This window comes from Rhodococcus sp. GXMU-t2271, from assembly GCF_041414735.1.
GTDB lineage: Bacteria > Actinomycetota > Actinomycetes > Mycobacteriales > Mycobacteriaceae > Rhodococcus > Rhodococcus indonesiensis.
Genome location: NZ_JAUIZP010000001.1, coordinates 1 through 22,530, shown reverse-complemented (window position 1 = coordinate 22,530; position 22,530 = coordinate 1). Strand labels below are relative to the sequence as shown.

Annotated in this window: 20 protein-coding genes; 14 read left to right on the top strand and 6 right to left on the bottom strand. The window is 69.7% G+C overall.

The window, feature by feature from the left end; translation table 11 throughout:
• Nucleotides 1-90: 90 nt before the first annotated feature.
• Genes QYS60_RS00100 through QYS60_RS00090 form a run of 3 tightly spaced genes read right to left on the bottom strand, consistent with a single transcriptional unit; the run spans nt 91 to nt 3,037 of the window.
• Nucleotides 91-693: a GTP pyrophosphokinase family protein gene (locus QYS60_RS00100; protein WP_289381139.1), complete on the bottom strand. Its 603-nt coding sequence runs from the start codon at nt 691-693 to the stop codon at nt 91-93.
• Nucleotides 665-1,999 carry a nitrate/nitrite transporter gene (locus QYS60_RS00095; protein ID WP_054373786.1) on the bottom strand — a complete coding sequence of 445 codons (1,335 nt, stop codon included), beginning with the start codon at nt 1,997-1,999 and terminating at the stop codon, nt 665-667. The genes QYS60_RS00100 and QYS60_RS00095 overlap by 29 nt, the downstream gene beginning before the upstream one ends.
• Before the next feature lie 42 nt (nt 2,000-2,041).
• Entirely contained in the window at nt 2,042-3,037 is a 996-nt protein-coding gene (locus QYS60_RS00090; protein WP_371382071.1) for an aldo/keto reductase, read from the bottom strand.
• 131 nt (nt 3,038-3,168) lie between these two features.
• On the opposite strand from QYS60_RS00090, the gene QYS60_RS00085 reads away from it, so the two are divergent.
• Together QYS60_RS00085 and ilvD are read left to right on the top strand one after the other, a co-directional pair.
• The gene (locus QYS60_RS00085; protein ID WP_371382070.1) at nt 3,169-3,738 is read left to right on the top strand and encodes a TIGR03086 family metal-binding protein; all 570 of its coding nucleotides are present in this window, start codon (nt 3,169-3,171) and stop codon (nt 3,736-3,738) included.
• On the top strand, nt 3,735-5,450 hold the full coding sequence (gene ilvD / locus QYS60_RS00080) for a dihydroxy-acid dehydratase (RefSeq protein ID WP_371382069.1): 1,716 nt from the start codon (nt 3,735-3,737) through the stop codon (nt 5,448-5,450). Before QYS60_RS00085 ends, ilvD begins: the two co-directional genes overlap by 4 nt.
• Before the next feature lie 39 nt (nt 5,451-5,489).
• Here the strand turns inward: ilvD and QYS60_RS00075 are convergent, their stop codons facing one another.
• Nucleotides 5,490-6,152 carry a serine protease gene (locus QYS60_RS00075; protein ID WP_371382068.1) on the bottom strand — a complete coding sequence of 221 codons (663 nt, stop codon included), beginning with the start codon at nt 6,150-6,152 and terminating at the stop codon, nt 5,490-5,492.
• A 44-nt stretch (nt 6,153-6,196) separates the two neighbouring features.
• Nucleotides 6,197-6,997, bottom strand: coding sequence for a DUF6319 family protein (locus QYS60_RS00070; RefSeq protein ID WP_371382067.1), 801 nt, complete (start codon nt 6,995-6,997; stop codon nt 6,197-6,199).
• A 143-nt stretch (nt 6,998-7,140) separates the two neighbouring features.
• Here QYS60_RS00070 and QYS60_RS00065 point away from each other — a divergent pair, with 143 nt between their 5' ends.
• The 10 genes from QYS60_RS00065 (at nt 7,141) to QYS60_RS00020 (ending at nt 19,198) form a co-directional block, all read left to right on the top strand.
• Complete coding sequence (locus QYS60_RS00065) at nt 7,141-8,175, top strand: adenylate/guanylate cyclase domain-containing protein (RefSeq protein ID WP_003934871.1); 1,035 nt, start codon at nt 7,141-7,143, stop codon at nt 8,173-8,175.
• A 440-nt stretch (nt 8,176-8,615) separates the two neighbouring features.
• Entirely contained in the window at nt 8,616-10,286 is a 1,671-nt protein-coding gene (locus tag QYS60_RS00060) for a thiamine pyrophosphate-binding protein (protein ID WP_289382329.1), read from the top strand.
• Between the two features lie 16 nt (nt 10,287-10,302).
• Nucleotides 10,303-10,959, top strand: coding sequence for an SRPBCC family protein (locus QYS60_RS00055; protein ID WP_289382331.1), 657 nt, complete (start codon nt 10,303-10,305; stop codon nt 10,957-10,959).
• A complete protein-coding gene (locus tag QYS60_RS00050; RefSeq protein ID WP_193788792.1) occupies nt 10,956-12,017 on the top strand; it encodes a 3-oxoacyl-ACP synthase III family protein in 1,062 nt (353 codons plus the stop codon). The genes QYS60_RS00055 and QYS60_RS00050 overlap by 4 nt, the downstream gene beginning before the upstream one ends.
• A gap of 17 nt (nt 12,018-12,034) precedes the next feature.
• Nucleotides 12,035-13,042, top strand: a complete 1,008-nt coding sequence (locus tag QYS60_RS00045; protein WP_371382066.1) for a histidinol-phosphate transaminase — start codon at nt 12,035-12,037, stop codon at nt 13,040-13,042.
• Nucleotides 13,043-13,051: 9 nt separating this feature from the next.
• Nucleotides 13,052-14,458, top strand: coding sequence for a cytochrome P450 (locus QYS60_RS00040; protein ID WP_289382336.1), 1,407 nt, complete (start codon nt 13,052-13,054; stop codon nt 14,456-14,458).
• Complete coding sequence (locus QYS60_RS00035; protein ID WP_371382065.1) at nt 14,452-16,650, top strand: MMPL family transporter; 2,199 nt, start codon at nt 14,452-14,454, stop codon at nt 16,648-16,650. Before QYS60_RS00040 ends, QYS60_RS00035 begins: the two co-directional genes overlap by 7 nt.
• A gap of 600 nt (nt 16,651-17,250) precedes the next feature.
• A complete protein-coding gene (locus tag QYS60_RS00030) occupies nt 17,251-17,574 on the top strand; it encodes a chorismate mutase (protein ID WP_054373755.1) in 324 nt (107 codons plus the stop codon).
• Nucleotides 17,571-17,915 (top strand): hypothetical protein, encoded by a 345-nt coding sequence (locus QYS60_RS00025; RefSeq protein ID WP_152975411.1) that lies wholly within the window; start codon nt 17,571-17,573, stop codon nt 17,913-17,915. Before QYS60_RS00030 ends, QYS60_RS00025 begins: the two co-directional genes overlap by 4 nt.
• A gap of 341 nt (nt 17,916-18,256) precedes the next feature.
• Nucleotides 18,257-19,198, top strand: coding sequence for a diiron oxygenase (locus QYS60_RS00020; protein WP_165037528.1), 942 nt, complete (start codon nt 18,257-18,259; stop codon nt 19,196-19,198).
• Between the two features lie 75 nt (nt 19,199-19,273).
• On the opposite strand, the gene QYS60_RS00015 is transcribed toward QYS60_RS00020, so the two are convergent.
• Complete coding sequence (locus QYS60_RS00015; RefSeq protein ID WP_371382064.1) at nt 19,274-20,200, bottom strand: DUF5996 family protein; 927 nt, start codon at nt 20,198-20,200, stop codon at nt 19,274-19,276.
• Between the two features lie 176 nt (nt 20,201-20,376).
• Between QYS60_RS00015 and QYS60_RS00010 the strand changes: the two genes are divergently transcribed.
• Together QYS60_RS00010 and QYS60_RS00005 are read left to right on the top strand one after the other, a co-directional pair.
• Entirely contained in the window at nt 20,377-21,489 is a 1,113-nt protein-coding gene (locus QYS60_RS00010; protein ID WP_371382063.1) for a glutamate--cysteine ligase, read from the top strand.
• 175 nt (nt 21,490-21,664) lie between these two features.
• Nucleotides 21,665-22,177 (top strand): OsmC family protein, encoded by a 513-nt coding sequence (locus QYS60_RS00005; RefSeq protein ID WP_054373745.1) that lies wholly within the window; start codon nt 21,665-21,667, stop codon nt 22,175-22,177.
• The last annotated feature ends 353 nt before the right edge of the window (nt 22,178-22,530 follow it).

Here is a 22,530-nt window from a genome sequence, read left to right as displayed (position 1 = left end):
TGCTGTCGTCGTCCCCGCGCGGGGTAGTGCTGCATGCGCCCGTAAGTACCCGCGCGACAAGGTTTTGCGCGCGCAGGTGCACGCCCGGCTCTAGGCCGGCGGCGCTTCCTGCTGCGTCCCGGCGATGCGGTCCTCCATGCGCCGGTGCAGAGCGCCGATCCGCGAGTCGAGGTCGCGGGCACGCTCGGCCGCCACGCCCAGCTCGTCGAGCATCTCCGGCGGCAGGTGATCGGCGAATCCGGTGCGGAGCCGGGTCGCCACGAACTCCCACGATTCCATGATCCCGGTGCGGATCTGCACCTCGACGCGCACCGCACGCACACCGTCCGACCGTGTCACCGGGACCTCCACGACGAGGCACAGACCCCGGTACCCGTCGGGACCCGCGCGTCTGATGTAGTCCCGGGCCTCCACCACCCGCACGTCCCGCCGGACGGCGAGCAGATCCCGCAGCCGGTACACGTCGGCGTTCACTCCACACGTGATGCGGATTCCGGCGAGCTCGGACGACGCGGCGCCGGCCGTCCACGACTCGACGTGTTCGACCGGGTCGTAGCCGTGACGATCGACGAACTCGTCCCGCACGATTCCGATCTTGGTCCGCAGGTCCTCCAGGGCGAATCCGCCGGCTCTGCCGCCACCAGCCGGGTCCCGCCGGGGGCTGTCAGTCCGCTCGGGTCCGATCCCCGTCATCGCCAGCCTCCTCGACGCGCGTCGGCGACTCCGCCGGCCCTGCGCGACGACCGTCGCGCAGCACCTGCCGCAACGTCCGCGGCGATACCCCCGCCTCGCGGCGAGCCTTGCCGCGGGTGACGAGCACCCCGACGATCGCCACGACCCACACGGGATACTGCGCCAGCCAAGCGACCCGGAACGCCTCGAAGGTGTAGCCGCCGAGACGCTGCAGGATCACCCCCATCGCCTGGATCACCAGCAGGGACGCCAGGAATCCGCCGATGTTGACCATGCCCTGGGCGGTGCCGAGCGCGGTGCTCGGGTTGAACGTCCGCGCATAGTCGAATCCGATCATAGACCCGGGCCCGCCCACCGAGATGGTCACGATCAGGAGGACGAGCAGCCACATCGGGGCCGGCGCCGGCAGCAGCAGCACGACCGTCCACATCACCGCGTTGCTCACCATGATCGACAGCACCAGCCACGAGCGGTGCAGCGGGAACCGGCCGCTGAGGATCCCGAGCACCGGGCCGGCCGCGATCGCCGAGACCACGGAGAGGGTGAGCAGCGACCCGGCCGCCGCCGCGGACAGTCCCTGCGCCGACTGGAGATACGGCACGCCCCACAGCAACGCGAACGTGGTGATCGAGAATTGGGTCCCCATGTGGGTGAAGAACCCCAGCCGCGTCCCCGGCCGGCGCCACACCACCCCGATCTGCGCGAGCACCTGCCGCATCCCGGCAGCCTCGGTCCGCACCACCACGCCGGGCGGGGCATCGCGCACCACGGCCACGGCGAGCACGCACGCGAGCACACCGAGAGCCGCAGCACTCGCGAAGGCCGCGCTCCACCCCGCTCCGTTCAGGATCAGCACGAAGGGCAGCGCCGAGAGCACCTGCCCCAGCTGCCCGAGAATTCCCGTGAGCTGGGAGACCAGCGGCACCCGGCGCACGTCGAACCACACCGGTACCAGGCGCAGCACCGAGATGAACGTGAGCGCGTCGCCCGCGCCGACGAAGACCCGGGCCGCGTAGGCGGCGGGCAGGGATTCGGTGAACGCCAGCACCAGCTGCGCCGACGCCATGATCGCCGCACCCGAGGCGATCATCACCCGGGACCCGAACCGGTCGAGCAACACCCCGGCCGGGATCTGCATGCTCGCGTACACCACGATCTGCAGGACCACGAATCCGGAGAGCACGGCCGGAGTGATGTCGAAACGTTCGGTGGCCGCGAGACCGGACACGCCGAACGACGTGCGATGCATGACGGCCACGACATAGGCAAGGACACCGACACCCCAGACCCACCACACCCGTTTCATGATGAAACGACTTTACGTGGCGACGGGTCTACCGGCCGGTAGTCATTCGCGGCCCCACGACACCCAGGTCGGGTCCGCGGCCCGTCCACCGACGACGGTGTCGGCGAGGGCGTCGAGCCGGACGAGCTGCTCGTCGGTGAGCCGCACGTCGAGTGCGCCGGCGTTCTCGGTGACGCGTGCGGCGTAGCGGCTGCCCGGGATCGCGACCGACGGCAATCCGAACTGCCGTGCCTTGGCGTCGAGCCACGCCAGCGCCACCTGGGCGACGGTCGCCCCCGCCTCGTCGGCGACCGCGCGCACCGCGGCCCGCACCTGCAGGTTGGCGGGCAGCGCGTCGGCGTCGAACCGGGGGAAACGCCGGCGCAGATCCCGGTCGCCGATCTGTCCGGCGTCGAAGTCGTCGGTGAGCAGGCCCCGGCTGACCGGCGAGTACGGCACGAATCCGATGCCCAGCTCGGCGGCCGTGGGCACCACGTTCTTCTCGACGTCGCGGGAAACGATGCTCCATTCGGACTGGATCGCGGAGATCGGGTGCACGGCGTGCGCGCGCCGCAGCTCGTCGCCGGTGGCCTCGGACAGGCCGATGTGCCGGATCTTGCCGGCCTGCACCAGCTCGGCGAGGGCGCCGACGGTGTCCTCGACCGGCACGTTCGGGTCCACGCGATGCAGGTAGTACAGGTCCACGCTGTCCACCCCGAGCCGGCCCAGGGACTCGTCGATCGCCCGCTTCGCGTACTCGGGGCGGCCGTCGATACCGCGGTTGCCGGTCCCCAGCGCGCCGACCAGACCGAATTTGGTGGCCACCTGCACTTCGTCGCCGCGGTCCTCCAGCAGCTTCCCGACGACCCGCTCGCTGGTGCCGTCGCCGTAGACGTCGGCGGTGTCGACGAACGTGATGCCGAGATCGACCGCGTGGTGCAGCGTGGCGAGGGCCTCGTCGAGGTCGACCGGGCCGTAGGCGGGCGAGACGGACATCGCGCCGTAGCCCTGGGCACTGACGGTCAGACCGGGGGCGAGGGCGACGGTGGGGACGGGCATGAATTCTCCAGTGCATGTCGGACGAACGGGATGCGCGCCGGGTGCGCCCGCTCGATCCTTCCGAACATCGGCATCCGGCGCACGTCCGGGGAAACCCGGTGCCGTCGCCACCACCCGCCTACGCTGAGTCCATGTCGTACGACTGGCTCGAATTGCAGCGCATCGCCCGGCAGGGTTTCGAGAACCGGCTCTCGGCGGTCACCGACTGGTCCGCCCCCACCCCCGACACCGAATGGGACGTCGCCACGCTGGTCCGGCACGTGGTGGACGAGCAACGGTGGGTGCCGCCCCTCCTCGCCGGGAAGACGATCGCCGAGGCGGAGGCCGATCTCCTCCCCCTCGGCGACGACCTGCCGGCCGAGTGGGACCGGCACGCGGTCGACGCGTCCGTCGCGTGGGCGTCCACCGATCCGGACAGACAGGTGCACCTGTCGTACGGAATGGTTCCCGCGCGGGACTATCTGCGACAGCAGGTGAGCGACATCGCGATCCACACCTGGGATCTGGCACGGGCCGTGGGCGCCGACGAGACCCTCGACCCCGATCTGGTGGCGGCGGTGTGGGAGGACCTGCAACCGCAGCGCGACATGCTGGGTGCGAGCGGGCTGTTCGCGCCGCCCGTCCCGATGCCGGACGACGCGCCCCTGCAGGACCGGTTGCTGGCGCTGACCGGACGCGACCCGCGGGGAGCAGCGCGATGACACCCGAGGCGAGCGGTGTGACCGAGCCGGACGTCAAGCCGCGCAGCCGCGACGTCACCGACGGGCTGGAGAAGACCGCCGCGCGCGGCATGCTCCGTGCCGTCGGCATGGGCGACGACGACTGGGACAAGCCGCAGATCGGGGTGGCCTCGTCGTGGAACGAGATCACCCCGTGCAACCTGTCGCTGGATCGGCTGGCGCAGGCGGTCAAGGACGGCGTGCACGCCGCCGGCGGCTACCCGCTCGAGTTCGGCACGATCTCCGTCTCCGACGGCATTTCGATGGGCCACGAGGGGATGCACTTCTCGCTCGTCTCACGCGAGGTGATCGCCGACAGCGTGGAGACCGTCATGCAGGCGGAACGGCTCGACGGGTCGGTGCTGCTCGCCGGATGCGACAAGTCCCTGCCCGGGATGCTGATGGCCGCCGCGCGTCTCGACCTCGCGGCCGTCTTCCTCTATGCGGGATCGATCCTGCCGGGCGTCGCGAAGCTGTCCGACGGCTCCGAACGCGACGTGACGATCATCGACGCCTTCGAAGCGGTCGGCGCATGCGCCCGGGGACTGATGAGCCGGGAGGACGTCGACGCGATCGAGCGGGCCATCTGCCCCGGCGAGGGCGCGTGTGGCGGCATGTACACGGCGAACACGATGGCGAGCGCAGCCGAGGCGCTCGGTATGTCGCTGCCGGGCAGCGCGGCCCCGCCGGCGACGGACCGCCGTCGCGACGGATACGCCCGCCGCAGCGGCCAGGCCGTGGTGAACCTGCTGCGCCGCGGCATCACCGCCTCCGACATCCTCACCAAGGAGGCGTTCGAGAACGCGATCGCCGTCGTGATGGCGTTCGGCGGGTCGACCAACGCGGTGTTGCATCTGCTGGCGATCGCGCACGAGGCGCGGGTCGAGCTGACGCTGGACGACTTCTCCCGCATCGGTGCCCGGGTTCCGCATCTGGCCGACGTCAAGCCGTTCGGCCGGCACGTGATGAAGGATGTCGACCACATCGGCGGAGTCCCGGTGATCATGAAGGCCCTGCTCGACGCGGGCCTGCTGCACGGCGACTGCCTCACCGTCACGGGGCGGACCGTCGCCGAGAACCTGGCCGAGATCGCCCCGCCCGATCCGGACGGAAAGGTGCTGCGCGCACTGGGCGAGCCCATCCATCCCACGGGTGGCATCACGATCTTGAAGGGCAGTCTCGCGCCGGGCGGAGCGGTGGTGAAGTCCGCCGGATTCGACGAGTCGGTGTTCGAGGGCACCGCCCGGGTCTTCGAGCGCGAGCGGGCGGCGATGGACGCCCTCGAGGACGGCACGATCACGGCGGGCGACGTGGTGGTGATCCGGTACGAAGGCCCGAAGGGCGGGCCGGGAATGCGGGAGATGCTCGCCATCACGGGCGCGATCAAGGGCGCCGGACTCGGGAAGGACGTGCTGCTGCTCACCGACGGCCGGTTCTCCGGCGGCACGACGGGGCTGTGCGTCGGGCACGTGGCGCCGGAAGCCGTGGACGGCGGTCCGATCGCGTTCGTCCGCGACGGCGACCCGATCCGGCTGGACGTCGCGAACGGCACCCTGGACGTACTGGTCGACGAGGACGAACTCGCGTCCCGCCGGCAGGGGTGGGAACCGCTGCCTCCCCGGTACACCCGCGGGGTGCTGGCCAAGTACACGAAGCTCGTCGGGTCGGCGTCGGGCGGGGCGGTCTGCGGCTGAGATGCGGGCCCCGGACAGGGGCCCGCATCCGGGTGCATGTCAGATGGGGCGGTAACCCGCGCCGACGCCGCCGCGGGCGTCGACGTCCCCGAGGATCGTGACGAAGTTGGTGCCGACCTCCGGGCCGACGCACGGGGTGAGCAGGTACGCGTTGACCATGGCGACGAGGGTCGTGCCGACGACCAACGGCGCGCCGGAGTCGCCCTCGACGACGCACACCTGCGTCCAGGTCTCCTGGGAATTGAACACGTCACCCCAGACCACACCGCACGTGTTGCCGGTGGTGCGGCCCTCCTTGCAGGCCACGTTGGGGAATCCCACGGGGGTGCCGACGCCGGTGATGGTGACGTTGCCGACCCGGTTCACCGGTGCGACCCGGCTGCGGTCGAACTCGATGACCGAGTAGTCGAGCACCTCGTTGGTGCCGACGATCCGGCCGAGGACCCCGGCCCCGCGGTCCATCTCGGACTTCACGGTCGTTCCGGGGCCGCCGCAGTGTCCGGCGGTGAAGCCGACGAGCCGGCCGGCCCGGTCGTTGCCGATCGTGGTGAGCGTGCAGTCGAACATGTCCTCGGAACCGTTGCCGAGCGTGATGCCCGAGCCACCCCCGAGCGGAACCGGCGGTGCCGCGACCGCGACCCCCGTCCCCCCTGCCAGCAGTGCGACACCCGCGACGATCGCCATCGCAACGCGCTTGAACATGAGCCCTCCCGCCCGGCCGGTTCCGGCCGCATCAGCCGATCAGCCTACCCGGTCGAGCCCGACCCCAGGCTCTCCAACGCCTTTCTGGCCGCCTCGAGTTCACGGCTGAGCTGCGCGACGCGTTCCTCCGCCGCCTGACGCGCCGCGTCGATCACGGACCGGACCGCCTCGACGGCCGCCTCGTCGCCGAGTTCGAGCACCGCGCGCTCGACGGCGTCGGGACTGACGGGATTGGCCTTGCTCAGACGTCGGGTGCCCTGCGCGACACCGACGGTCCACTCCTGGTCCGGATCGATCGTGATGGTGACGGTCACCCCCGGCTGCTTCTTGGCCCGGCGCGGCGCCGCCTTGGGCTTCGCGGTTGCGCCGGTCTGCGGTTCGGGTGCGGTGGGCGGCACGGCGGGGGTCTCCTTCGGGGCGGGCGTGGGTGCCGGGGACGACGAGCTCTTCGGGGCGGGACCGCGGGAGGTCCCCGATGCCGCGGGCTGCGCGGCGGTGCGCGGGGTGGAGTGCGCAGTGGTGGAGCGCGCAGTGGTGGAGCGCGCAGTGGTGGAGCGCGGGGCGGGTCGATCCGCGGTCTTGCGGGCCGGCTCCTTCGTCAGGCGCAGTTCCTCGGCCTCGAAGGGCAGTTCGTCGTCGACGCCTTTGGGCCGGACGGTGAGGGTGCGGCCCGCCACCGACACCGCCCGGGCCGACGCGCCCGGCGCGATGCCCAGGCTCGGGATGCCCTCGATGAGATAGACGGTGGCACGGCGACCGTTCGCGATGGCGGCGGTCAGCTCGGCGAGCTGCTCGTCGGTGAGGTGATCCGGGCCGGTTGCGCCGGCTCGTCTGCGGGGCGGCATGCGCGTCCTTTCGTGCTGGGGGTGCAGGAGGCGCGATCACTGTCGCACACAGGTGCGACACTCTCGCGAATTCGTTGCGCACCCGAACCGTGGTGAGCAATGCTGGGTCGGCCGGTCACCTTCGGCGGCCGGGAAGGAGCGACGTGAGCGCGTCGGAGCAACCGGAGCTCGGGAACGAGCTCCTGCAGGCCGTGCAGGCCGAACTCGAGCGGACCCTGCTCGGTGGCGAACGCCGCTACACCCAGAAGGAGAGCGCCGCCCTGGCCGGGGTGGACTACGAACGCGCCCAACGACTCTGGCAGGCGCTGGGGTTCACCGTGGATCCGGACCCGGACGCGCGGACGTTCACGGACGGTGACGTCGCGGCTCTGCGCAACATCGACGCCATCGTGGGCAGCGGCGCCCTGCACCCCGACCTCGAGCTCGCGGCTGCGCGGTCGCTGGGGCAGTCCATGTCCCGGCTGGCCGAGTGGGAGGTGACGTTGATGAACACCCACATCCTGGACCGGCTCGAGACCGAGTACACCGGAGCCTCCCCGTCCGAGGAGGAGATCCGGTCGTTCGTCGACGGACTGCTGCAACAGGTCCTGCCGCTCACCGAGAACCTGCAGCTGTACGTGTGGCGACGGCACCTGGTCGCGACGACCGGACGCAACGTGGTGCGGGCCGGGGGCGAGTCGGCGGGCCGGGTGCTGGTCGTCGGCTTCGCCGACATGGTGGGGTACACCCGCCTGACCCGCCGGATCGACGCCGACGAACTCAACGATCTGCTCGAGGACTTCGAGTCGACCGCGACGGGCATCGTGACCCAGGGTGGGGGCTGGGTGATCAAGACCGTGGGCGACGAGGTGATGTTCGCCGCCGAAGACCCGGTGGACGCGGCCCGGATCGCGCTCGCGCTGCAGGAGTCGTCGAGCTCGCGGCCCGACGCCCCGGAACTGCGGGTGGGCATGGCGCAGGGCCCGGTCCTGGCCCGGTTCGGGGACATGTTCGGCTCGGCGGTCAACATCGCGGCACGACTGACCGGCGCCGCGCGACCGGGGACGGTGCTGATCGACTCGACCCTGGCCGGCGTGCTCGAGGGCGACGAGCACTTCCGGTTGCGCCCCCTGCGCGCGCTGCGGGTCAAGGATTTCCACCGGTTGCGTCCCTCGGTGCTGCGGCCGGCCCAGGACTGAGACGCCGGCACCGGGGCAGTCGGAGAACGTCGACTGTCCTGTCGCGCGCTCCGGCGGCGGCAGGGTGACACTCGATTGCGTACCAGTGGCGCGGCTGCCGATCAGCGGCGCCGGGACTTGCGTGCAGCGGTGCTGCGCCGGCCCGAAGTCCGGGGTCACCGTCCCGACCTACCCGCAACCCCTCCCCCTCGGGGTAGCGATTTGCACCCTGGGGTTCCTACTGCAGGTAGCGGTTCCGGCAGATCGTGGTAGGCGATCAGCTGCACATCCGACGACGCGTGACAACGGAGGAATTTCGGGTAGGTCCGGCGACTCGGGGCCCACCCTCCCGCCCCACCCCGGGTCGCCCCGGCACACCCGCGGTGGTGACCGAGCCGACCAGCGATATCCGCAGGGAGCGGCAAGCACCCGAGGGACCGGAGTCCCGGAAAGAGCACACGATGGTAGCGAGCGATCGAAGTCATGGACGCGAACAGCGCCGAGTAGTCGACTATCTGGTCGAGGCCGTGGCCGCGCTGGGCGTGCGGAACATCTTCGGGGTGGACGGCGCCAACATCGAGGACCTCTACGATGCGGTCTTCGATGCCGACGTGGACGTCACCGGAGTGGTGGCCAAGCACGAGTTCTCCGCGGCCACCATGGCCGACGGGTACGCCCGCTCGACGAGCGGGCTCGGCGTCGTCGCCGCAACATCGGGCGGTGGCGCGATGAACCTGGTCGCCGGGCTGGCCGAGTCCTACACCTCGCGGGTACCGGTGCTGGCCTTGGTCGGCCAGCCACCGACCGCGTCGGAGGGCGAGGGGGCATTCCAGGATTCCAGCGGCCGAGCGGGTTCGATCGACGCGGCGCGGTTGTTCTTCGAGATCTCCCGCTACTGCGCGCGGATCGACCAGCCCGAGGACATCGCCGAGCACCTGGAGCGAGCGGTGTCCTCGGCGCTGCAGGGCGGTCCGGCGGTGTTGCTGTTGCCCAAAGACATTCAGCAAGCATCCGTGACGGTGTCCCGGTTCACCCCGCCGACACCCCAGGTGGTTCACGATCACGTCGGGCTGGCCCGGATCGCCGAGATGGTCGCCGCGGCCCGACGAACAGGCAAGATCGTGCTCGTCGTCGGTGACCAGGTTGCGCGCAACGACGCCCGTGCGCAGGTGCGAGAATTGGCCGTCGCGTTGGATGCGGCGGTCGGAGTCGCACCGGATGCGAAGGACTGCTACGCCGCCGACGAGCACGGATTCTGCGGGGTCGCGGGCACGATGGGCCACGCCGAACTCGTCGACGCCGTGGAGCATTCGGCGTTGTGCCTGTTGGTGGGCACCCGGATGCCGATGACCGCGCGGGCCGGACTCGACGGTGCGCTGGCCGGGGTGCCGGTGGCCAGCATCGGTGCCGAACCACCCTATCCGCCCACAGTGCACGCGGTGAGCAGGGACCTCCGGTCGACACTGGCCGAGCTCGCGGCGATGTTCGAGGCCGACGGCGAACCGGAACCGGTAGGCCCGCAGGCCCTGACGACGCTGGAGGTGCCGGACTCCTCGGGGCCGGGGCTGCGCTACCGCGAGGCAGTGGAGGCGATCTCGGCGATGCTGCCGGCGGGATCGGACGTGTTCGCCGATGCCGGGAACACGGGCGCATCCGTGGTGCATCATCTGCCGGTGCCGCGGGGCGGGCGGTTCGTGGTCGCCCTCGGGATGGGTGGCATGGGCTACAGTTTCGGCGCGGGGATCGGTTCGGCGTTCGCGCGGAACAGAAGGACGTTCGTCATCGCCGGTGACGGCGCGTTCTTCATGCACGGCCTGGAGATGCACACCGCGATCGAGCACGACCTGCCGGTGACTTTCATCGTGTTCAACAACAACGCGCACGCCATGTGCGTGACCCGCGAGCAACTGTTCTACCGCGACCGATACAGCTTCAACCGCTTCCGGCCGACTCTGCTCGGCGAGGGCATCGCGGCGATGTTCCCGACGCTGCCGGCATTCGCCGCCCGAAACGTCAGCGAGCTGACCGACGCGCTGGCACACAGTGCACACGCCGAAGGCCCGTCCTTCATTGCGGTGGACTGCGATCCCGACGAGATACCACCGTTCCTGCCGTTCCTGACCCGACCTTGATTCCAGGAGACAAGTCATGACCATCAGCCTTCCCGCCCTGAGCGACATCGCCGAGGATTCGATCCCCGGTGTGATGCGGATCGAGAATTCCGACAAGGATGCCACCACACCGATCATCATGGACATGCTGCGGTCGGTGTACCCCCACGAGCAGGTGTTCGGCCAGTTCTGTCCGATCAACGCCTACATCGCGGCACCGCCGCGTGAGGTGTACGAGTACCTGGCGGACACCCGATGCCTGGAGGAGTGGACCTACAGCCTGCGCGGGTTCACCGAGACCGACGAGCCCGGGCTGTGGCTCTCTTACGACCGGCTCGGCGACCAGACGAAATGCTTTGTCCGCACCGTCGCGAACCCCGACGCGATGACGGTGGACTACCACTGCGCCTGGGACCAGGGCCGACACCTGTGGATGATCTATCTGATGCGGGTGGTCGACGCGGAAGTGGTGCTGAACACCCCCGGATCGGTGGTGCTGTGGACCAACTGCCACCACCCGTTCTACGACGAGAACCCCTACCCGGAGACGGCGCCGGCGAACCGCCCGGTGTGGGTCGGCGACTTCTGGGACATGTTCTCCGCCGGACACCAGTTGGAAATGGACAACCTCAAGGCCATCTGCGAGTACCGCGCCGCACATGGTCTTCCGATCAAGCCGGAGTGGATGAAATGAGCATGACAGCGCACGCGCCGACGACAGCGTCCCTGCCTGCGGTCAGCCTGATCGACGTTGCCGGCTATCTACCGGAGAACCGAGTTCCCACCGAGTATTTCACCCAGTTCTCACGTTCGGACCGGATGGCGAAGAACGTCATGTTCCGCGCACCGAGGTATCGGCACCACGTGGCCCGTGACGAGACCGCGGTGGACATGGTGGAGCGGGCGGTCGCGCCGCTGATCGACAGACACGGCCCGGACACAATTTCCAACGTGGATGTGCTGCTCACCCACACCCAACTGCCCGACAACCCGGTGCTCGGCTGCGGCCCGGAGGTCGCCCGGCGGTTGGGGCTGCGCCCGGACTGGGTGATCGACGTGCACAACGGCGGCTGCGCATCGTTCGTGCACATGATGGCACTCGCCCGGACCATCCTGCGCAGCACCGACGCGACCACGGCATTGATCGCCACGGTTCAGAACAGTGCGGGACAGGTCTTCACCCAGACCGAGATCCGCGGGCTGGCGCACGCCTCGGTCCCCGGCGACGGCTGCGGGGTCGGCCTGCTGACCAAATCCGACGACGCGCCGATCCTGGGCATCGACTGCCGCACCTACCCGGAGTTCGGTGGGGACATGACCTTCGAAACAGTCCCGGTCTCCGACCGCAAGTACTGGGAATCGGGACCCGGCCAGGTGTGCGTGGGATTCACCGAGTCCAAGATCACCAAGGTGTTCGCCCGCGGCAACCGGCTGGTTCCGGAGGTGTCGCTGGCGGTGTGCGATCGGATCGGGGTGCAGTCCGGCGAGATCGACACCTTCGTCACCAACCAACCCAATCGGCTGTTCCTGCGGAACTGGCGCGAGGCCATGCAGCTGCCCCCGGAAAAGCACCCGGACACCTTCGACGAGTGCGGAAACCTGTTCGGCGCCGGGATCCCGGTGACGCTGGACACCGCCAATCGGGAGGGGCGCATCGGCAACGGATCGTTGGTGCTGCTGGCCGGATTCGCCCACGCCGGCGACTTCGCCGGTGCCGCCGCCGTCCGATGGGGAGCGGGGCCGACACCATGACCGGCAAGACCACAGAGATGACGACACCAGTGGCGGGTGGCGGGAGTCGACCGGCACGCCACTTCGAGCTCGGGCTGAGCGAAAACCCGTTCCCCCCATTACCGTCCGTGCTGGCGGCGCTGCACGAACAGATGGCCCAGGCCAATCGGTATCCGGAGTTCCTGCCACAGCGGCTACCGCAGATCGTCGCCGAACGACTCGGCGTGGATCCCCCGCAGGTGGTGGTCGGCGCGGGCGCCACCGGGGTCGCGATGCAGATCATGCAGGCCGTGCTGGGCGACGGCGAAACCATGGCGTTCGCGACGCCCACGTTCGACGGCTACCCGATCATGGCCGACATGATGGGGGTCGAAGCGGTGACGGTGCCGCTGGACCGGGCGGGGCGGCAGGATCTGGGCGCCCTGAGCGAGATCGTCGACGACCGGACCGGGCTGGTAGTGGTGTGCCGCCCACACAACCCGACCGGCACTCTGGTCTCCGCGGTCGACCTGGAGGTGTTCCTCGCCTCGATCCCGCCGCGGGTGGTGGTGATCCTCGACGAGGCCTACGTCGAGTTCGTCGACGACGTCGATGCGGTCGACGTGCTCGGCCTCGTTCGTCGCTACCCCAATGTGCTCGTGTTACGGACGTTTTCGAAGGCGTTCGGACTGGCCGGGCTGCGCATCGGGTACGCCTTCGGGGGACGCGAGTTGGCGGCACGGGTGCGGCGCTGGCAGCTACCGTTCGGAATGAGTTGTGCGGCGGTGGCGGCGGTCACCGCCTCCTACGCGGCAGAGGACGAACTGCGAGCCCGGGTCACGCGGATCACCGCCGAGCGCGAGCTGCTGCGGGACGCGTTGCGGCAGAACGGGGTGCAGGTGCCCCGCAGCCACGCCAATTTCCTCTTCCTGGGCGGGCCGCACACCGCACCGGCGCTGCAGCGCGCCGGCATCGTGGCCAAGTCCTACGCCGACGGCAGTGCCCGCATCGCGGTGGGCGACCGCGCTGCCGGCCGCGCGGTGCTGCGGACACTGCGGAAGCTGTGAGGTCCGCGTATGTCCACGATGCGGCCGCGCGCTGCGCGGATCCGTGCGGCCGGACGCGGAGCCGTTCGCACCGTCACCGCCGGCGCCGATCCCGATCGATACTTCCGGTGGCGGCGGGACCGTGACGGCGACCCGTTCGAGGTCCGGTTTCCCGGCTTTGCACCGATCCTGTTCACCGGCCATCCCGAGGGTGCCCGCGACATCTTCCGTGCGCCCGTCGATCTGGTCGAACCCCCGACACCGAATCCGATCGCGCCGATGGTCGGGGATTCGTCGCTGATTCTGATATCCGGAGAGCGGCACCGCCGGGAACGGAAATTGCTGACCCCGCCGTTGCACGGGGAACGGATGCGGGCGTACGGCGAGATCATCCGCAATTCGACGCTGGACGAGATCGCCGGCTGGATTCCGGGACGCACCGTCGACTCGCGGGCTGCCCTGCGGGCCATCACCCTGCGCGTGATCCTGGAGGCAGTGTTCGGGCTCTCCGACGCCGACAGGTCGGCCGCATACACGCGGGTGGTCGCCGACTTCCTCGCCGCCTATACCGGTCCGCTGATGCTGGTTCCGCTGCTGCGCCACGGCATGTTCGGACGCGCCCCCTGGGACCGGTTCGTCCGCGCCCGCGACGAGTTCGATGCGCTGCTGACCGAAGACATCGCGCGCCGGCGCGCCGGACCCGAGGACGGCCGGCCGGACATCCTGAGCATGTTGCTCACCGCCACCTACGACGACGGGTCACGGATGGACGATGCCGAACTGCGCGAGGAACTGCGCACATTGCTGGTCGCCGGCCACGAGACCACCGCGACCTCGGTGTGCTGGGCGTTGTTCCACCTGCACCGCCACCCCGACGTCCGCGCGCGGGTGATGGCCGAGGTGCGGAACCTGGGCTCGACGGCCACACCCGAGCAACTCGCGCGATTGCCATACCTCACCGCGGTGTGCAACGAGACGCTGCGGTTGCATCCGCCGGTGCCGATCGTGCTGCGTCGGCTGACCGGGCCGCTGCACGTGCGTGGCGTCCCGGTAGCCCCGGGCGCGACGGTCGGTATCGCCTTGCCGCTTCTGCATTCGCATCCGGGCGTCTGGGAGCGGCCCGACCGGTTCGATCCCGGGCGCTTCGTCGGACGGCGCTACAGCCCGTTCGAGTTCGCACCGTTCGGCGGGGCGCATCGGCGGTGCATCGGGTCCGCTCTGGCGGACTACGAGATGCCGATCGTGCTGGCGACCATCCTGTCGCGGGTCCGGCTGGCCCTGCCGGAACGGGACCGACGCCGTCGACCGCCGGTGTCGGTCCCGCACAACATCGCCACCGGACCGCGCCGGCCGATCATGCTCGACGTGTTGGGCCCGCGGCATGCGCAGGACCGTTCGGTCCGACGACCGGTTCCCCGTGGTACGGCGCCATGCTGACACGGCTCGCTACCCGCATCGTCGACCATCCGCGCCGAGTTCTCGCCATCGCGCTGACGTTCATGGTGCTCGCCGGCGTACTCGGCACCGGGGTCTCCGCCGAACTGAAGGTCGGCGGTTTCAACGACCCCGATTCGGAGTCGTCCCTGGCCGAAAGCTTCCTCGACGAGCGCTTCGGCGGCTCGACACCGAACCTGATACTTCAGGTCACCGCCCGCTCCGGCGACGTGAACAATCCTGAGGTGATGGTGGCGGCGCAGCGGCTCGAGCGGCGGATCGCGGCGGAGCCGGAAGTGACCGTGGTCGGCTCCTACTGGACCACGCAGCTGCCGGATCTGCGCAGCGCCGACAGCCGGTCGGCGCTGGTGCTGTTGCACGTCGGCGGCAGCGCGGAACAGGCTGCACGGCACACCTCGGCGATCCTCGCGGCGCTGCCCGCCGAGGACCCGGCGGTGCGGGTGGCGGCCGGGGGCAGGCTGGGGCTGACCGACGCCCTCGAGACCCAGGTGGCACAGGACCTGAAGTTGGCCGAATCGATCGCGCTGCCTGCGACGCTGCTGTTGCTGATCGTCGCGTTCGGCAGCGTGGTGGCGGCGCTGCTGCCGCTGAGCCTGGGCGTGATCTCGATTCTGGCGACGATGCTGGTGCTGTTCGTGCTGGCCAAGATGACCGACGTGTCCGTCTACGCCCTGACTGTGGCCACGGCGTTCGGACTCGGCCTGGCTATCGACTTCGGGTTGCTGCTGGTGTCCCGGTTCCGTGAGGAGCGGGCCGCTGGAAAACTGCCGCGGGAAGCGGTGATCGAGTCGGTCGCGACGGCCGGCCGCACCATCTTGTTCAGCGCGGCCACCGTGACGGTGGCGATGGGTGGAATGCTCGTGTTCCCCCTCTACTTCCTGCGGTCGGTCGGGCTCGCGGCGATGGTGGTGGTGGGGACGGCGGCGGTGAGCGCGGTGGTGGTGCTGCCGGCGATCCTGGCATTGCTCGGTGGGCGAATCGACTCGTTGACGGTGCGGCGCCGCCGCGACCGTCTGGCGACGGATTCGCCGTTCTGGCGTCGCACCGCGGCGGCAGTGATGCGCCGACCGGTACGGGCCGCACTGCCGGTGCTGGTGCTGTTGCTGTTGCTGGGCACCCCAGCCCTGCATGCGCAGTTCGCAACCCCGGACGCGCGGGCCCTGCCGGCGGATTCGCCCGCGCGTGAGGTCACTACCGCGATCCGGGACGACTACGCCGCCGACAGCTCGGACGCGACGACCGTGGTAGCGCGCGACGACGCGGCGGCGCTCGAGCGAGTGGCCCGTGAGGTGTCCGCGCTCGACGAGGTGGCCCGGGTGGACGGCGCGTTCGGCCGCTACCGACACGGGATGCCGGTGGCCGGCCCGGGCCCGCACAGCGCGCGCTTCACCGCCGGCGACGCCGGGTACATCCTGGTCGAACCGACGGCGGAGGCACACTCGGAAGCGGCCCAGGACCTGGTGCGCCGGATCCGGACGCTGCCGACAGTGACCGAGAACCACTTCGCCGTCGGTGGTCCGACGGCGACGCTAATCGACAGCAATTCCGCAATCACCGCGCGGCTGCCGTTGGCGCTGACACTGCTGGCCGCGTCGACCTTCGTGCTGTTGTTCCTGTTCACCGGCAGCGTGATCGTGCCGATCAAGGCGCTGCTGCTCAACGTGTGCGTGCTCGTCGCGGTGACCGGGGTGATGGTGTTGTTGTTCCAGGACGGGCACCTGACCGCGATCACCGGCGTGACACCCGCACCACTGACCATCGGCATGGTGGTGCTGGTGTGCTGCATCGCCTTCAGTCTGTCGGTGGACTACGAGATCTTCCTGCTGAGCCGGATCAAGGAGGCGCGCGACGGTGGGGCGAGTCTCACCGAGGCGACCATCGACGGCCTGGGTCGCGTCGGGCGGATCGTGAGCAGCGCCGCCGCCCTGCTCTCCGTGACCTTGCTGTCCTTCTCGACCGGGCTGTCGTTCCTGCAGATGTTCGGGATCGGCACCGCTCTCGCCGTGTTGATCGACGCCACCCTCGTGCGCGGTGTGCTGGTGCCGGCATTCATGCAAGTGGCCGGCGAATACAACTGGTGGGCACCGGGACCGCTGCGCCGGCTGCATGCGCGGATCGGGCTGGACGAGTCCCTGCGAGAATCGGCTCTCGCTGGGCCGCAGTCGATGCGCTGACTGTGCGCGTCGACGGCGGGCGTGGAAGAGCCACCGGCAGGGACCGCCCAGTCGCAGTGCCGAACAGCGTCGCCCTTACCACCGTGACCGAGAACGCGCCTCGCGCCGTGGTGGCCGCCCCGAGCCGATCCATCTGCTCGACCCGCCGGTGCCCACACCCGCGCCGGTGTGCCGCGTGTCGACAACGCCTTCTCCTTCCCCGACCTGGTGTCGGCGGTGTAGCCCGGCCCGGCGAGGCCGTCATGCGCGAGGGCGCCGCGATCGCCGATGCCACGGATGCCTCACCCGCCCCACCTCGACAGGTTCCACGCGGCAGCATGCCCTCGCCCGGTCCGCGACCACCGGCACGGTTCGTGCCGACCCACCCGCAAGCACCCCCCGGGGGGTGGGAATTGGCACCCTGGGGTGCCTACCGCAGGTAGCGGTCCCGGCAGATTGTGGTAGGCGATCAGCTGCGCAGTCGACGGAGCTCGACGATGCAGAAGATTCCGGTGAGCCCGGCGCTTGCGCGGCTGACCCAGCCCCCACACAGGGTCTCGACTGCGCGGTGTACCACCGAAAACCCCGGGCTCGATACCCGATTGCCGCCAGGAGCCGAAGATGAATCCGCTTGCATCCCTCGAATCGAACGACCGGTCGATCACGATCGAGTTCGGCGAACTGCACCACGAAATCGACAACATCGACGCCGAAATCCTTGCGGCGATCGTGCGGCGCACGGAGCTTGCTCGGAGGGTTGCCGCAGCCGAGCGAGTCTGCGGCAGCACCGGCACCCGGTACAAACGCGACCTCGCGGTGATCCACCGCTTCGGAGCGCTCGGGAAGCAAGGCCACTTGCTCGGCGGTCTGCTGATCCGGCTGGCACATTCCACAACCACTGCTGAACCTGCCCCCCAGATCCGACCAGAGGAGGGTTTCTCATGAGAAACCTCCGACTCGGAAACACCCGAGGTGCCGGGCCGGTAGCTGCGGCGGCAGCGCTCATGCTGCTGGCCGTCGGCCCGGCGTCCGCGACTCCGCCGGTCGCCACACCCGAGCCCGGCGGGATCATCCGTATGGACCTGGCTCCGGGAGAAACGTGGGAGTGCGAGGGGTGGAGTCTCGAGCCGCCGTACCTGCAGGTGATACCGGACTTCTACAAGTTCGAGACCGGACCGAACCCGATGTTCTTCCGATACACCCCCGGCACCCGAGTGTTCATCCAGTGCATCGGCACGGGTGCGCCGTACTACTACGTCGGCCCCGTAGTGACCGCCATCCCGTAGAGCGCGCCGGGCACTGTCGACCTCGCTGAAAGCGGCTCGTTCCGACCGGATCGTGCCGGTCACGAGCTGTCCCGGAACCGGCAAGCAGTGCGATCACCTCGGACCCGCTCGCTGCCGCGGTCGTCGCCGAACCCGACGGTCCACGCGGACCCGAGCTCGAGGTGGTTGCTCGCGATGCATTCCTGCACGGAATGCAGCAGGTGAGCTGGGCGCGCGGGGTGGTGGTGCCGGCCGGAGCGGTGTGGTGTGCGTGGCGGGCGGCCACGACCTGTTGTGTGTCGACGGCTGTCGCGGTAACCTCGGATTAACAGTTACCAGTCGTCACACTAAAAGGTGGAGACATGACCGCATCGCTCACCCGCCCGTCGGAAGCCGAGAGCAAGGGCTTCGTCCCCGGCGTCCCGCTGTCCGAGCGCGAGGAGACGGCGCAGCGCCTGCTCGCCTCGTCGGCCCGCAAGTCCTACGACCCGACGGTGGAGGTCGACTGGGAGGCCCCCGTCCCCACCGACAAGTACGGCATGACCCCCGAGTGGAGCACGCTGTACGGCACCGCGCTGTGGGACGAGATGACCGAGGAACAGCGCATCGAACTGACCAAGCACGAGGCCGCGAGCGTCTCGAGCGTGGGCTTGTGGTTCGAGATCCTGCTCATGCAGATGCTGCTGCGCGACGTCTACAACCGTGACAAGCACTCCCGCCACGTCCAGTTCGCCCTGACCGAGGTCGCCGACGAGTGCCGCCACTCCGTCATGTTCGGCCGGGCCGGGGAACGCCTCGGCATGCCGGACTACGGCCCGGCCCGCTACATCCACCGCCTCGGCCGGGTGTGGGGCGGGTTCTTCCGGGGTGCCAACGCCTACGCGAGCGTCATGGCCGCGGAGGAGATCCTGGACATGATGCAGCGCGACTTCATGCGCGACGAACGCGTCCAGCCGGTCACCCGCACGGTCAGCAAGATCCACGTCCTCGAAGAGGCCCGGCACATCCGGTTCGCCCGCGAGGAGGTCGCCCGCCGGCTGGCCGGGGCGAGCCGCGCCCGCCTGCAGTTCGAGCGGATCAACACCGCGGTGACCGTGTACTTCGTGGTCAAGAGCATGATCCATCCCGACGTGTACAGCAACGCGGGACTCGACCGCGACCGCGCACTGGCCGAGGCCGCGAACAACACCCACTACCACGACCGCGTGCGCAAGTCCGGCGCCAAGCTCATGACGTTCCTCGACAGCGTCGGCCTGATCGGTGGACCGTCGAAGATTCTCTACAAGAAGGTCCACCTGCTCTGAGCCGTCACGGCCGAGGTCGCGCGAGGTCGAGGGGTCTCGCGCGCCCCGGCCGTCCGGGGTCCCCGGCCCGCACCCTCATCCGGTCGTCCGCTCGAGATCGGCTCGCTCCCAGTGGCCGAGATCGGCGGCCGCCTCGTAGGTGCTGCGCAGGAACCGCAGCAGTTCCGCATCGGGGTCGGCCGCGGTACGCACCGCTTCGTACGGCAGCAGGAACTCCCCCAGCTCGGCGGAGTAGTACGCGGCGTCCGGATGCACCGGATGCTCGGCGAAACCCTCCGGCGCCGGATAAGCGTAGGAATAGAAGGCGCCTTCGTCCGCACCCCCGGGCCAGAATCCGCAGCTGCTGAGTTCGTGCGAATAGGCCTCGGTCATCACCCAGTCGGCGCAGTTGGGGATGCCTCCGGGGTGGGGCGGCGCGGTTCGCCCGGAGAAGCGCGTGCAGGCGAGATCCATCGCGCCCCAGAAGAAGTGCACCGGACTGACCTTACCGAGGAATTCCCCTCGGAACTCGTGCAGGACGCGATCGGCCTGGAGCAGCTGCCGCCAGAAGAGGTGAGCCGCATCGGGGTCGTACGTGTTGTGCTCGTGGTCCTGCGCGAACGGGATCGCCGGGTCCACCTCGTTGGGGGTTCCCTGGATCCGGGTGGGGAGGCCCAGCTCGTCGAGGGCGCCGAGAACGCGTCCGTGGAAGTCCGCCACCGACTGCGCAGCGAGCGGGACGGAGCGGCTGCCGCCGTCGCTCGAGCGGATGCGCAGGAGGTGCTCGCAGAAGTCGAACTCGAGGTCGAACGCGTTGTGCCGGTTGGGGATCGACGAGGTGCCCAGCCCGCGCGGGGTGACGTACAGCGTCGCCTGCCACCAGTGGTTGACCATCGGCGCGTGGGTCAGCCGAATCTTGCCGACGATCTGCAGCCACATGTGCAGGGTGTCCCGCGTCGCGGCCCAGTCGGCCGTGCGCAATCGCGGCCACGACCCTCCGGGAACCGATGTCGATTCGTTCACCACGCCTCCTCGGTTCGGGAATCGACCCTACTCGGCCGGACCGCCCGCCGGGCCTCGTCCACGGAATCCCGTCGCCGGCGCACCGATCCGGCAAGCCGGATTCGCGCAAGTGCTGCAGCACCGTCACTGGCGGCGCAGAATTCAGGTAGGAACCGCGAGCCCTGCCCGGGAGCACCATGACCACATCGTCCGACCTCCCCACGGTGGGGGTCGAAGAGGAATTCCTCCTCGTCGACGCGGAAACCGGAGAACCCGCCGTCAACAACTCCGAGGTCGTCGAGCAGGCCCGCGTGCTCGGGGTGGAACTGCAGTACGAACTCGACCGCTGCCAGGTCGAGACGGCGTCGGGGGTCTGCCACGACGCCCACGAGCTGTACACCGACCTGTCCACCCGGCGATCCCTCGTCGCCGAGGCGGCCCGCCGCTGCGGGTCCCGGCTGGTGGCGGTGGGTGTCCCGGTCGTCGGATCCCGTGAGCTTCCGGTCACGGAGAAGCCGCGATACCTGCGGATGGAACGTCACTTCGGCATGCTGGCCCGCGAACAGGGCATCTGCGGCTGTCATGTGCACGTGGCCGTGCCGGACCGGGCGACCGCCGTGCAGGTGAGCAATCACCTCCGGCCGTGGCTGCCCGCCCTGCTGTCACTGTCGGCCAACTCCCCGATCCACCGGGGAGTGGACACCGGGTACGCGAGCTGGCGCTCGATCCTGTGGTCGCGCTGGCCGAGTGCCGGTCCGCCACCGTACTTCTCGTCGGTGGAGGAGTACGACAACACCGTCGCGGCCATGCTGGAGTGCGGCAGCATCCTCGACAAGGCGATGGTCTACTGGGACGTCCGTCCGTCGGCCAACTTCCCCACCGTCGAGGTGCGGGTGTGCGACGTCCCTGTGACCGTCGCCGAGACGGTCCTCGTCGCCGTCCTCGTTCGCGCCCTGGTGCTCACCGCTCTGCGCGATCTCGATGCCGGCCGCACCGCCGTGGCCTTCTCCTCCGAAGTACTGCGGGCCGCGTACTGGCGCGCGGCGCGCGACGGCCTGCCCGGCGACGGCATCGACCTGCCCTCGACCGCCCGTCGCCCGGCCGCCCAGCTGCTCCGGGCGATGATCGAGCACGTCCGGCCCGCCCTCGAGGATCTCGGCAGCTACCAGCAGGCGCGCGAGGGCCTGCACGCCGTGCTCGGCTGTGGAAACGGGGCCGTCCGGCAGCGACGGGTGTTCTCGGCCGGCGGCACCGCCCGGGACGTGATCGCCCAGCTCGCCGAGCTCACGTCCGCAGGGTGCAGACACTGAGCCGCGGAACACACGCACTTATCCCTAGCTTTACGGTCTGGAATTGGTTACCGTCTGCGCCGTGCTCCTGCTGACCCGTCGCCGACACATCGACTTCGCCCGCACGGCGACGTCCACATGTCCGTGCCCGTAGGCCGGTCCCTTCCCCCGAACCGACTGTCGAGGAATCACATTCATGAGCACTGCCCCATCCACCGACCTGCGCGCGGTCGTAGACACGAACCGTGACGCCATCGCCGAGGACCACACCAGGGCCCACGCCGTCTTCCGAGCCGAAGCGCACGGGCACGACGCCGTCGCCAGCACCGTCGCCCTCGGCAGGTTCAGCGTGGAGGTCGACGAACCGCCGGCTCTCGGCGGGGAGAACACCGCGCCGAACCCCGTCGAGTACTACTTGGCCTCGCTGCTGTCCTGCCAGGTCGTGACCTACCGCGTCTGGGCGGACAAACTCGGGATCAGCGTCGACGACATCTCTGCGCGCGCCGAGGGCGACCTGGACGTGCGCGGGTTCTTCGGCTTCGACGACGTCCGCCCCGGATTCGGAGAGGTGCGGGTCGCCGTCACTCTGTCCGGACCGGAGCCGCGCGAACGCTACCTCGAACTGCAGGAAGCGGTGGACGCCCACTGCCCCGTCCTCGATCTGACCCGCAATCCCACCCCGGTGCGGACCGTCGTCGAGATCGCATGAATTCCGGGGAGCGCTGGTCGGCACCTCGCACAGCAGATAGTGTCGGGCGCGTGAGCCGGACACTGATACAGGCAATGCCGGGGCCCTCCGCCCGCTGCCACGCCGTGCGCATGTGTATGCGCGGGTGTCCGGCCGTCTGACCGGCCGCACCCGATCCTCGCCCGTACCGGGCATCCCGATCGCGCAACCGACGTGACGTCCCCGTGTCTCGTCCCGTGCGGGAACCGTCACGTCACCCCGAGACGATTGTCGAACGAACAACGGAGCAGCAACCCCATGAGCGAAACCCCCATCGATCCCGCAGCTTCCTGGAGCTTCGAGACCAAGCAGATCCACGCGGGACAGCCCGCCGG

Coding starts and splice junctions, on each gene's coding strand:
- QYS60_RS00100 (WP_289381139.1), bottom strand. CDS start 693: ATGACGGGGATCGGACCCGAGCGGACTGACAGCCCCCGGCGGGACCCG.
- QYS60_RS00095 (WP_054373786.1), bottom strand. CDS start 1,999: ATGAAACGGGTGTGGTGGGTCTGGGGTGTCGGTGTCCTTGCCTATGTC.
- QYS60_RS00090 (WP_371382071.1), bottom strand. CDS start 3,037: ATGCCCGTCCCCACCGTCGCCCTCGCCCCCGGTCTGACCGTCAGTGCC.
- QYS60_RS00085 (WP_371382070.1), top strand. CDS start 3,169: ATGTCGTACGACTGGCTCGAATTGCAGCGCATCGCCCGGCAGGGTTTC.
- ilvD (WP_371382069.1), top strand. CDS start 3,735: ATGACACCCGAGGCGAGCGGTGTGACCGAGCCGGACGTCAAGCCGCGC.
- QYS60_RS00075 (WP_371382068.1), bottom strand. CDS start 6,152: ATGTTCAAGCGCGTTGCGATGGCGATCGTCGCGGGTGTCGCACTGCTG.
- QYS60_RS00070 (WP_371382067.1), bottom strand. CDS start 6,997: ATGCCGCCCCGCAGACGAGCCGGCGCAACCGGCCCGGATCACCTCACC.
- QYS60_RS00060 (WP_289382329.1), top strand. CDS start 8,616: ATGGTAGCGAGCGATCGAAGTCATGGACGCGAACAGCGCCGAGTAGTC.
- QYS60_RS00055 (WP_289382331.1), top strand. CDS start 10,303: ATGACCATCAGCCTTCCCGCCCTGAGCGACATCGCCGAGGATTCGATC.
- QYS60_RS00050 (WP_193788792.1), top strand. CDS start 10,956: ATGAGCATGACAGCGCACGCGCCGACGACAGCGTCCCTGCCTGCGGTC.
- QYS60_RS00045 (WP_371382066.1), top strand. CDS start 12,035: ATGACGACACCAGTGGCGGGTGGCGGGAGTCGACCGGCACGCCACTTC.
- QYS60_RS00040 (WP_289382336.1), top strand. CDS start 13,052: ATGTCCACGATGCGGCCGCGCGCTGCGCGGATCCGTGCGGCCGGACGC.
- QYS60_RS00035 (WP_371382065.1), top strand. CDS start 14,452: ATGCTGACACGGCTCGCTACCCGCATCGTCGACCATCCGCGCCGAGTT.
- QYS60_RS00030 (WP_054373755.1), top strand. CDS start 17,251: ATGAATCCGCTTGCATCCCTCGAATCGAACGACCGGTCGATCACGATC.
- QYS60_RS00025 (WP_152975411.1), top strand. CDS start 17,571: ATGAGAAACCTCCGACTCGGAAACACCCGAGGTGCCGGGCCGGTAGCT.
- QYS60_RS00020 (WP_165037528.1), top strand. CDS start 18,257: ATGACCGCATCGCTCACCCGCCCGTCGGAAGCCGAGAGCAAGGGCTTC.
- QYS60_RS00010 (WP_371382063.1), top strand. CDS start 20,377: ATGACCACATCGTCCGACCTCCCCACGGTGGGGGTCGAAGAGGAATTC.
- QYS60_RS00005 (WP_054373745.1), top strand. CDS start 21,665: ATGAGCACTGCCCCATCCACCGACCTGCGCGCGGTCGTAGACACGAAC.